The 11,118-nt window shown below is 68.0% G+C and carries 7 protein-coding genes; all 7 read left to right on the forward strand.

The window, feature by feature from the left end:
- The first annotated feature begins 184 nt into the window (after positions 1–184).
- The 7 genes from ABD466_RS13860 (at position 185) to ABD466_RS13890 (ending at position 11,115) form a co-directional block, all read left to right on the forward strand.
- Positions 185–1,552, forward strand: a complete 1,368-nt coding sequence (locus tag ABD466_RS13860; RefSeq protein ID WP_344657414.1) for a GH12 family glycosyl hydrolase domain-containing protein — start codon at positions 185–187, stop codon at positions 1,550–1,552.
- A 44-nt stretch (positions 1,553–1,596) separates the two neighbouring features.
- The gene (locus ABD466_RS13865) at positions 1,597–3,972 is read left to right on the forward strand and encodes a ricin-type beta-trefoil lectin domain protein (protein WP_425558644.1); all 2,376 of its coding nucleotides are present in this window, start codon (positions 1,597–1,599) and stop codon (positions 3,970–3,972) included.
- A gap of 338 nt (positions 3,973–4,310) precedes the next feature.
- Positions 4,311–6,662, forward strand: coding sequence for an alpha-xylosidase (gene yicI, locus ABD466_RS13870; protein ID WP_344657416.1), 2,352 nt, complete (start codon positions 4,311–4,313; stop codon positions 6,660–6,662).
- A 1-nt stretch (position 6,663) separates the two neighbouring features.
- On the forward strand, positions 6,664–8,361 hold the full coding sequence (locus ABD466_RS13875; RefSeq protein ID WP_344657417.1) for a type 2 periplasmic-binding domain-containing protein: 1,698 nt from the start codon (positions 6,664–6,666) through the stop codon (positions 8,359–8,361).
- A gap of 105 nt (positions 8,362–8,466) precedes the next feature.
- On the forward strand, positions 8,467–9,399 hold the full coding sequence (locus ABD466_RS13880; protein WP_344657418.1) for an ABC transporter permease: 933 nt from the start codon (positions 8,467–8,469) through the stop codon (positions 9,397–9,399).
- Positions 9,396–10,343 (forward strand): carbohydrate ABC transporter permease, encoded by a 948-nt coding sequence (locus ABD466_RS13885; protein WP_344657419.1) that lies wholly within the window; start codon positions 9,396–9,398, stop codon positions 10,341–10,343. The genes ABD466_RS13880 and ABD466_RS13885 overlap by 4 nt, the downstream gene beginning before the upstream one ends.
- A gap of 10 nt (positions 10,344–10,353) precedes the next feature.
- Positions 10,354–11,115, forward strand: coding sequence for a class I SAM-dependent methyltransferase (locus tag ABD466_RS13890; RefSeq protein ID WP_344657420.1), 762 nt, complete (start codon positions 10,354–10,356; stop codon positions 11,113–11,115).
- Positions 11,116–11,118: the final 3 nt, after the last annotated feature.

Consider the following 11,118-nt stretch of genomic DNA (forward strand, 5'->3'; position numbering starts at 1 on the left):
AACTTTCGGATCGGCGCGCGTCGCATGAAACGTCGATGGCGTCCAATGCTGATTCTGTGACCAGCACGTTTCCGGACGCCTCCAGCCTGAGTGACAACGAATCGGTTCGACTCGCCCTTGAGCATCGGGCGCCGGATTGGCACCTTCATCGGCGGATGCGGACATCAGAAGGAAAGGCACCCGGATGGCTCCAAGGTTTCTCCGCCCGCGCGCATGGGCGGCGGCGCTCGCGATCGCCTTCGCGGCGGCGGTCTCCGCGGTCGCGCTGCCGACGGCACAGGCCGCGACGACCACGTGCTCCGGCACCGGCACGATCCCGGCCGGGGACTACATGATCCAGGCCAATGAGTGGAACTCCAGTGCGCCGCAGTGCCTCACGTACACCGGGGGGACCGCGTGGACGGTCAGCACCGCCGACTTCAACCTCAGCGGCGGCGCGCCGGCCACGTACCCGTCGATCTTCAAAGGCTGCCACTGGGGGTTGTGCACCGGCAACAGCGGCCTGCCGATCCAGATGAGCAAGCTGAGCAGTGCGGTCTCCTCGTGGAGCACCACGCAGCCGTCCTCGGGGGCGTACGACGTCGCCTACGACATCTGGTTCAACTCCACGCCCACCACCAGCGGGCAGCCGGACGGGACCGAGGTGATGATCTGGATCAACAGCCGCGGCGGGGTGCAGCCGTTCGGATCCCAGACCGGCAACGCGAACATCAGCGGCCTGAATTGGAATGTCTGGACGGGGCAGCAGACCTCGTGGAAGATCATCTCGTACGTCCTGAACCCCGGCGCCACGTCGGTCAGCAACCTCGACCTCAAGGCCATCTTCCAGGACGCGCAGGCCCGTGGCTCGATCAACCCCTCGCACTACCTGCTGGACGTCGAGGCCGGGTTCGAGATCTGGCAGGGCGGCCAGGGCCTGGGCACCAACAGCTTCTCGGTCACGGCCACGGCCGGCGGTGGCGGCGACACGACCCCGCCGTCCGTGCCGTCGAACCTCGCCGTCACCGGTGTGACGAGCTCCTCGGCGTCGCTGTCGTGGTCGCCGTCCAGCGACGACGTCGGCGTGGCCGGGTATCGGGTCTACCGCGACGGGAGCCAGGTCGGCAGCACGGCCGGGACCTCGTTCACCGACACCGGCCTGTCGGCCTCTACTCAGTACACGTACAAAGTCGCCGCCTACGACGCGGCGGGCAACGTCTCGGGCCAGTCTTCCGGCGTGACCGCGACGACATCGGCGGGCGGCGGCGGAGGAAGCGGATGCACGGCGACATACGCGGTGACGAACCAGTGGGACAACGGCTTCACCGCCAACGTGACGGTGACGAACCGAGGCACGGCTCCCAGCAACGGCTGGAAGGTGACGTGGACCTGGGGCGGGAATCAGCAGATCAGCAACGTGTGGAACGGCGTTCTGAGCGGGGCCCAGCCGGTGGCCGTCACGAACGCGGCCTACAACGGATCGATAGCGCCGGGCGGCACCACCAGCTTCGGCCTCCAAGCCACCTACTCGGGTACTAATCCGTCCCCGAGCCTTAGCTGCACCACGAGCTGACAAGGGATGACACGGTGTCAGGACTCAGACGATTCTTCAAACGCCTGCGCACCTCGACGGCGGTGCTCGTCGGCGTCGCGCTCGCCGCGGGCGGCGTCGTGGCGGTCGCCGCGGCCCCGGCCCAGGCGGCCACCTCGATCACCCTCAACGGAGCGTCCGGGGGACGAACCTTCGACGGCGTCGGCGCCATCAGCGGCGGGGGCGGCAACAGCAGGCTGCTGATCGACTATCCGGAGCCCCAGCGGGGGCAGATCCTGGACTACATGTTCAAACCGGCCTACGGCGCGGCCGCTCAGATGCTCAAGATCGAGATCGGGGGAGACACCAACTCCACCTCCGGCGCCGAACCCAGTGTCGAACACACCCGTGGCAGCGTGAACTGCGACGTCGGGTACGAGTTCTGGCTCGCCCAGCAGGCCAAGGCCCGCAACCCGAACATCAAGCTGTACGGACTGGCGTGGGGTGCACCCGGCTGGATCGGCGGCGGCGACTTCTGGTCCACCGACATGGTGAACTACCTCGTCTCCTGGCTCGGCTGCGCGAAATCGCACGGGCTGACCATCGACTACCTCGGCGGCTGGAACGAGCGCGGCTACAACGTCTCCTGGTACGAGCAACTGCGCAGCGCTCTCAACGCCAACGGCTACGGCGGCGTCAAGCTCGTGGCCGCGGACTCGGACTGGACGGTGGCCAACGACGTCGACTCCAACCCGGCGTTCGCCTCCGCGGTCGGCGTCATGGGCGCGCACTACCCGTGCGGCTACCGCTCCGCGCAGTCCACATGCACGGTGCCGTCAGCCGCGAGCTCGTCCGGCAAACCCCTGTGGGCCAGCGAGAACGGCTCGGACGACTACAACTCCGGCGCGCAGGCGATGGCACGCGGCATCAACCGCGGCTACCTCGACGGACGGATGACCGCGTACCTGAACTGGCCGATCGTCGCCGCGATCACGCCGAACCTGCCGTATCCCACCATGGGCGTCGTGCTGGCGCCGCAGCCGTGGTCCGGGTACTACTCGGTCGGCAAGAACGCCTGGGTGATGGCTCAGACCACGCAGTTCACGGCGCCTGGCTGGCAGTACCTGGACAGCTCGGGCGGCTTCATCGGCGGCAACCGCGCCAACGGCAGCTACGTGACGCTCAAGGCGCCGAACAACAGTGACTACTCTTCCATCATCGAGACCGTCGACGCCGGCAGCGCCCAGACACTGAACTTCAACGTCACCGGGGGACTGTCGACGGGACAGGTGCACGTGTGGGCGACGAACCTGCGGTCCAACAGCTCTGCGGACTACTTCGTGCACACCGCCGACATCACCCCGTCGGGTGGAAGCTTCAGCCTCACGGTGCAGCCCGGATATGTCTACTCCCTGACGACCACGACCGGTCAGGGCAAGGGCACCGCGGCCGGACCCGGCCAGGGAACGCTGAGCCTGCCTTACAGCGACACCTTCGACAGCGATGCGGCCGGGACTGAGGCGAAGTACCTGATGGACTGGCAGGGCGCCTTCGAGGTCGCCGGCTGCGGCGGTGGGCGGACCGGCCAGTGTGTGCGGCAGATGAGCGCGCAGACCCCGATTACGTGGGACTCGCTCTCCGACCCGCATGCCCTCCTCGGCGACACGGGGTGGAGCAACTACACCGTCACTTCGGACGTGCTGCTCGAGAAGTCCGGCTACGCCGAGCTGATGGGCCGGGCCAACAGCCAGTCGTACACCGGGGCAGGCGGGCTGAACGCCTACCACCTGCGCGTCAGTGACACCGGGGCCTGGTCGATCCTGAGCTCGAACACCGGTGGCACCGTCAGCACGTTGGCAAGCGGCTCGGTGGCGGCGCTGGGAACCGGTCGCTGGCACAGTCTGGCCCTGTCTTTCTCCGGAAGCTCCATCACCGCGAGCATCGACGGGGCCGAGGTGGGGGCCGCTTCCAACAGCACGTGGGGCGCGGGCCAAGCCGGCTACGCCACCAGCCAGGGGGAGACCGCACAGTTCGACAATCTGTCGATCACCCCCGGCAGCGGCGGAACCGGCGGTGGCAGTGGCGCGATCGTCGGCAGTGGCTCGGGCCGGTGCGTCGACGTGCCGGGCGCGACGCAGACCAACGGCACCCAGGTCGAACTGTGGGACTGCAACGGCGGGACGAACCAGCAGTGGACCGCCACCGCCGCCGGTGAACTGCGGGTCTACGGCAGCTCCTGCCTCGACGCCTCGGGGCAGGGCACCACCGCGGGCACCAAGGTCGACATCTGGTCCTGCAGCGGGCAGTCCAACCAGAAGTGGACTCTCAACGCCGACGGGACCATCACCGGTGTGCAGTCCGGCCTGTGCCTCGACGCCACAGGTGCCGGCACCGGCAACGGAACGCTGCTCGAACTGTGGACCTGCAACGGCGGGAGCAACCAGAAATGGACGCACGGCTGAGCGGCTGAGCGCGGCCGTTCCGCCCTTCCCGTCCGGCGCGTCCGGATCCCCGGTGACACCTGGGGATCCGGGCGCGCCGACGTGCGCTTCCGAGGGTCGCCGGCGAGAAAGTTTCCGCGAAGTATTGTTCCGCGCATCCCGGGCGCCTAATATTTCCGCCAATTGAAGCGCTTCGACAACAGCGCTCCGTAGTGCGTCAGCCGTCCTTCTGGACGTGAGGCGCGCTGGGCGGGGTTTCTACGCCGTTGTCCGGCTCCTGGACTCTGATCTTCCCACGGAGGGGAAGCCAGGTGATCGAAGCGCTTCGATCAGCTCCGCCGAACAGAGAGGCACCACGCGTGAAGTTCACCGACGGCTACTGGATGATGCGCCCCGGCGTCCAGGCGGCCTATCCCGTGCAGGTGCTGGACGGGGACGTCGGCCCGGACTCGCTCGTCGTCCACGCCCCCTGCTATCCCGTGCGGGAGCGCCGCGACCTGCTGCGGGGTCCGGCCCTCACCGTGGCGTTCGCGGCGCCGCTGGCCGACGTGATCCGGGTGACGGTGACGCACTTCGCGGGCCAGGACCGCAAGCCGGATTTCGTGCTGGCCGACGCCGCCGACGGGGAGGCCGAGCCGCCGCTGATCATCGAGGACGATGAAGCGCTGACGTTCACCTCCGGCGCCCTGACCGCCCGGGTCGCCAAGGGTGCGCGGTGGAGCCTGGACTTCCTGGCCGGCGGGCGCCGGCTGACCGGCAGCGGGACCAAGGCCATGGCCGCCATCGACACCGGCTCTGGCGAGCACTACGTCCGCGAACAGCTCGATCTGGCCCTGGACGCGCACGTGTACGGCTTCGGGGAACGCTTCGGCCCGCTGGTGAAGAACGGCCAGGTCGTCGACAGTTGGAACGCCGACGGCGGCACGGCCAGCGAGCAGGCCTACAAGAGCGTGCCGTTCTTCCTGACCGACGCGGGATACGGGGTCTTCGTCAACCATCCCGGCCGTGTGTCCTTCGAGGTGGCCTCCGAGGTCGTGACCCGGACGCAGTTCAGCGTCGAGGGCCAGCAACTGGAGTACTTCCTCATCTACGGCCCGACACCCCGCGAGATCCTGCGCAAGTACACGGCGCTGACCGGCCGGCCGCCGCGCGTTCCGGCGTGGTCGTACGGACTGTGGCTGTCGACGTCGTTCACCACCTCCTACGACGAGGCCACGGTCGGCTCGTTCGTCGACGAGATGGCGCGGCGCGATCTGCCGCTGTCGGTGTTCCACTTCGACTCGTTCTGGATGCGCGAGTACAACTGGTGCGACTTCGAATGGGATCCGCGTACCTTTCCCGATCCGCGGGGGATGCTGCAGCGGTTGAAGGCGCGAGGCTTGCGGATCTGCGTCTGGATCAACCCTTACATCGCGCAGCGTTCGCCGCTGTTCGCCGAAGCCAAGGCCGCCGGGTACCTGCTCCGGCGGGCCGACGGCGACGTCTGGCAGTGGGATCTCTGGCAGCCGGGGCTGGCGGTCGTCGACTTCACCGACCCCGAGGCGCGGGAGTGGTTCGCCGGCAAGCTGGACGCGCTGATCGAGATGGGCGTCGACTGCTTCAAGGCCGACTTCGGCGAGCGCATCCCGACCGACGTCGTCTACAAGGACGGGTCCGATCCGGAGCGGGTCCACAACCTCTACGCGTACTACTACAACCAGACCGTCTTCGAGCTCTTGCGCAAACGGCGCGGCGAAGGCGAGGCACTGGTCTTCGCCCGGTCGGCGACGGCCGGCTCCCAGCAGTTCCCGGTGCACTGGGGCGGGGACTGCGAGTCGACGTTCGAGGCGATGGCCGAGAGCCTGCGCGGCGGTCTGTCGCTGGGCATGTCGGGCTTCGGATACTGGAGCCACGACATCGGGGGCTTCGAGGGCACGCCGGATCCGGCCGTGTTCAAGCGCTGGACCGCGTTCGGGCTCTTGTCCTCGCACAGCCGGCTGCACGGGCACTCCTCCTACCGGGTCCCGTGGCTGTTCGACGAGGAGTCGGTCGAGGTGCTGCGGCGCTTCACCAAACTCAAGACGCGTCTGATGCCGTATCTGCTTCGGACGGCCGAACAAGCCGTCGACGCGGGTCTGCCGATGATGCGGGCGATGGTTCTGGAGTTCCCCGACGATCCCGCCTGCACCTACCTGGAGCGGCAGTACATGCTCGGCGACGACCTTCTCGTCGCGCCGGTGTTCGACGCCGGGGGGCGCGTGTCGTACTACGTGCCGGAGGGGGTCTGGACCCATCTGCTCACCGGAGAGAAGACAACCGGCCCACGCTGGGTCACCGAGCAGCACGGCTTCGACAGCCTGCCGCTGCTGGCCCGCCCGGGCTCGGTCATCGCGCTCGGCGCGGTCGAAGACCGGCCCGAATACGACTACGCGGCCGGCGTCACGCTGCGGGTCTCGGAACTCGCCGACGGCGCCGAGGTCGCGACGGTGATCTCGGCCGCCGACGGTTCGCGGCTCGCGGAGTTCACCACGGTCCGCCGTGGCGCCACGATCCGGGTCGCGGCCTCCGGGGCGCCGGACGGCTGGAAGGTTCAGGTGGCCGGAGTCCCGGACGTGGCCGTGGACGGTGGTTCGGCGACGTCCGATCCGCTGGGGGCCGTGGTCCAGGCCACCGGCGACACCGTGGTCATCACGCTCAGGGTTGATAGCACATCCGTCTCGATGGAGGATTGAAATGGCACCTTCGCATGGCTTCACCCGTCGCCAGGTCTTCCGGACCTCGGCCGCCGTCGGCGGCGCGATAGCCGCGGCACCGCTGCTGTCCGCGTGTGGTTCGGGCAAGGCGTCCACCAAGAACAGCGGTGTCGCCGACACGAACACCGTCAAGTCCGTCATCCCGACCTACAAGGCGTCCACCGCCGTCACCGCCGACATCCCCTCGGTGCAGGGCGCCAACGGCGCGGCCAGCGACCCCGCGTTCCTGACCTTCCCGGCCAGTCCGGCGAAGTCCGTGACCGGACCGGTCGGGTCCGGCGGCAGCTACCAGGCCGTCACGCCGCTCTGGGGCTCGGTGCCTCCGCCCGGCAACAGCTACTACACCGCGGTGAACCAGGCCATCGGCGCGACGCTGACCGACAGCCCCTCGGACGGCACCACCTACGCCACGATGCTCGCGACCAGGTTCGCCTCCGGCAACATCCCCGACTGGCTGGACGTCCCGGGCTGGAACGTCTCAGCGATCCAGAATTTCGCCGAGGGCGTCGACAAGTACTTCAAGGACCTGACCCCGTTCCTGGCCGGGGACAAGGTCCTGGACTACCCGAATCTGGCTGCCATCCCGACCGGCGGCTGGCAGGCCGGAGTGTGGAACGGCAAGCTGTACGGCATCCCGCTGTGGACGTCGGCCGGCAACTTCCCGGGCATGCTGTTCTACCGCGGGGACATCTTCAAGGCGGCCGGCATCGACGCGTCCTCGATCAACTCGGCGGACAAACTCAAGGCCCTGGGCCCCGAGCTCACCGTCAAGTCCAAGGGGCAGTATGCCTTCGAGGACCTCACCTATTACCTCTACCAGATCTTCAACATCCCGTTCTCCAACGGCCACACCGGCTGGAAGCGCGACAGCAGCGGCAAGCTGGTCAACGGCTACGAGACGCCCGAGTATCTGGAGTTCCTGAACTTCGCCAACTCCTTGGCGGCAAGCGGCTGGGTGCACCCGGACGCGCTGGCCGGCGACTCCTCGAAGGCGAAGAACCGGTTCTGGGCCGGCAAGACCGTCATCACCGCCGACGGTACCGGCGCCTGGAACAAGAGCGACGCGCAGAGCGGCACGGCGGCCAACCCCGGCTATGTGCGCCAGGGGTTCAAGCTCTTCGCCTTCGACGGCGGAAAGCCGTCGCTGGCGCTCTACCCGGCCGCCGGCATGTTCTCGTACCTGAACAAGAAGCTGAACGACGACCAGGTCAAGGAGCTGCTGCGGATCGCGAACTACCTCGCGGCCCCGTTCGGCACCCAGGAGTACCTGACGGCTCGGTACGGCAAGGAGGGGACGACCTACACGATGACCCCCTCCGGCCCGATCCTCAACGACGAGGGCAACAAGGTGGTCACCGACACCTTCGACCAGCTGGCCAACTGCCAGGCGGTCACCTTCAACGCCGGCGCCGACCAGATCACCAAGGACTACGCGGCCTGGCAGGCCGACGCCGTCCAGCACGCCTACAAGCCCATGTTCTACGCCATGAACATCACCGAGCCGGCCGAGACCGCCAAGGCGACCACCGCGCTGGAGGCGGTCGTCACCGACGTGCGCATGGGACGCAAGGGTGTCTCGGATTACCAGGCCGCGCTGACCACGTGGCAGAACAGCGCGGGCAACACGCTCCGCACCTTCTACGAAGGCGTCGCCAAGCAATACGGCACCGGCAACTGAGGCTGAGCGATGGCTGCGATCACGACACAGGAGGCGAAGACCCCGCCGCGGCGCCGCTTCGGCGGCGCGCGGACCGGGGGAGGGCGGACGGCACGCGGAGGGGGAATGAACTGGCGGATCAGGCTGCGCAGGGACAAGTCCCTGGTGCTGATGACCGTCCCCGCCCTGATCCTGCTCCTGCTGTTCAACTATCTGCCGATGGCCGGCATCATCGTGGCCTTCGAGCACTACGACATCTACCAGGGGATCGTCAACAGCGACTTCGTCGGCCTCGGCGAGTTCCGGGAGCTGCTGGCCAACCCCGACTTCTGGCACGCGTTCGAGAACACGCTGGTGATCAGTTTCGTCCAGCTGATCCTGTACTTCCCGGTGCCGATCGCGCTGGCGCTGCTGGTCAACACCATCCTCAGCACCCGGGCGCGCGCCTTCATCCAGGCCGTGGTCTACCTGCCGCACTTCTTCTCGTTCGTCCTGGTCATCACCATCTTCCAGGAGTTCCTCGGCGGTGCCGGGGTGCTGAACGTGTTCCTCAACCGGCACGGGATCTCGTCGTGGGACGTGATGACGAACCCGCACACGTTCAAGTACCTGGTGACGGCGCAGGCGGTGTGGAAGGAGGCGGGCTGGGGCCTGATCGTCTTCCTGGCCGCTCTGGCCGCCATCGATCCGGCGCTGTACGAGTCGGCGGCGGTGGACGGCGCGGGACGCTGGCGCCGGATGCGGCACATCACGCTGCCGGGGCTGCGCGGGATCGTGGTGCTGATGCTCGTGCTGCGGCTGGGCAACGCCCTGAGCGTGGGCTTCGAGCAGATGCTGATCCAGCGCCAGGCCGTCGGCGCCGGGGCCGCCGATGTGCTCGACACCTACTCCTATATATACGGGATCGGCGGCGGCTTCGGCTCCGCCGCGACCTTCGGCGCCGACTACAGCTACGGCGCGGCCGCCGGGCTGTTCAAGGCGGTGCTGTCGCTGATCTTGATCCTCGGGGCCAACAAGCTCGCGCACGCCTTCGGTGAGGACGGGTTGTACCGCAAATGAGTACTCTGATCGACGCGCCGCGCGCGACGACGACGGCGCCCCGCAGGCGGGCCAAGGGCCGCGCGGTCTGGGAGGAGAACCCGACCTGGTTCGGCCGCTTCGGCAAGAGCTCGGTCATCGGGGTCACGCTCGCGGTGTTCATCGTGCCGGTCTGGGCCGTGGTGATCACCAGCTTCTCCACGAAGGCCTCGATCAACGCCGCCGGCGGCCTGGTCCTGGTGCCCCACGGCCTGAGCCTGGCGAACTACCGCCTCGTCTTCAGCGGCGGAACGGTCTCCCAGGCGCTGACCGTCAGCGCGTTCGTCACGGTCGTGGGCACCGCCATCTCGATGGTGGTCAGCGTGTTGTGCGCCTACGGCCTGTCCCGGCCGAGGTCGTTCGGCCAGCGTCCGCTGCTGCTGACCCTGGTCGTCACCATGTTCTTCAACGGGGGGATCATCCCCACGTTCCTCGTGGTGAGCGATCTGAAGCTGTACGGCAGCCTGTGGGCGATGATCCTGCCGTCGGCCGTGAACGTCTTCAACATCCTGATCATCCGCTCGTTCTTCCAGAACACCGCCAGCGAGTTGATCGAGGCGGCGCGGCTGGACGGCGCCAACGAGTGGCGGCTGCTGTGGTCGGTCGTCATTCCGACGTCGCGCCCGGTCCTCGCGGTGATGACGATGTTCTACGCGGTCGCGTACTGGGGCACCTTCTTCAACGCGCTGCTGTACGAGCCGGACAGTCGCAAGTGGCCGCTCGCGATGGTCATCTACGAGTACACATATTCCGGCAATCAGATGCCCGGGATGGGGACGACCGGTATCGGAGGCTTGCAGAACGCTTCCCAGCTGGGGCTTCAGATGTGCGTGGTGACACTGTCGCTGGTGCCGATCATCATCCTGACGCCGTTCGTGCAGCAGCACTTCGCGAAGGGCATGCTGACCGGGGCTATCAAGGGGTGAGGATGTGAGTGTGTCGGACGACCGGTCCGATCACGTGACGCTGAACCGGCGGCACTGGGATGAACGGGCGGCTGCCTGGCACGGGCCGCTGGCCCGGGACCACTGGCTTCGGCCGGAGCCGTGCTGGGGGCTGTGGCAGACGCCGGAGTCGCGGGTGAAGGTGTTCCCCGATGACGTGGCCGGGGCGGACGTGATCGAGATCGGCTGCGGCACCGGCTACGTCTCCGCGTGGTCGGCCCGGGCGGGGGCTCGTCCGACGGGGGTCGACATCTCCCGGGAGCAACTGGCCACCACACGCTCGATGCAGCGGGAGTTCGGGATCGGCTATCCGCTCGTGCTCGCGGATGCCGAGCACCTGCCGTTCCAGGACGCCTGCTTCGACCTCGCCGTCAGTGAGTTCGGGGCGTCGTTGTGGTGCGATCCGTACCGGTGGATCCCGGAGGCCGTGCGCGTGCTGAGACCGGGCGGGCGCCTGACGTTCGTCACCCGCTCGCCGTTGTTCGCGCTGTGCGCGCGGGCCGACGGGCAGGCCGAAGCCGTCCTGCGGCGTCCGCAGTTCGGTCTGCGGTCCTCGGGCGACGGCACGAGCGTCGAGTTCCAGCTGCCCCACGGGGAGATGATCCGGCTGCTGCGTTCCTGCGGGTGCGTCGTCGAAGACCTGATCGAGATCCAAGCTCCGCAGCCCGCACACCGGGAGTACGCGGAGGTCTCCGCCGACTGGGCGAGCCGGTGGCCCAGCGAGGAGATCTGGAAGGCTCGCCGGAGCCGCTGAGCG

The organism is Catenulispora subtropica (assembly GCF_039531675.1).
Classification (GTDB): Bacteria; Actinomycetota; Actinomycetes; order Streptomycetales; family Catenulisporaceae; genus Catenulispora; species Catenulispora subtropica.

Bases quoted from the DNA above. Each gene is read 5' to 3' on its own strand.
- ABD466_RS13860 (WP_344657414.1), top strand. From the start codon at position 185: ATGGCTCCAAGGTTTCTCCGCCCGCGCGCATGGGCGGCGGCGCTCGCG.
- ABD466_RS13875 (WP_344657417.1), top strand. From the start codon at position 6,664: ATGGCACCTTCGCATGGCTTCACCCGTCGCCAGGTCTTCCGGACCTCG.
- ABD466_RS13880 (WP_344657418.1), top strand. From the start codon at position 8,467: ATGAACTGGCGGATCAGGCTGCGCAGGGACAAGTCCCTGGTGCTGATG.
- ABD466_RS13885 (WP_344657419.1), top strand. From the start codon at position 9,396: ATGAGTACTCTGATCGACGCGCCGCGCGCGACGACGACGGCGCCCCGC.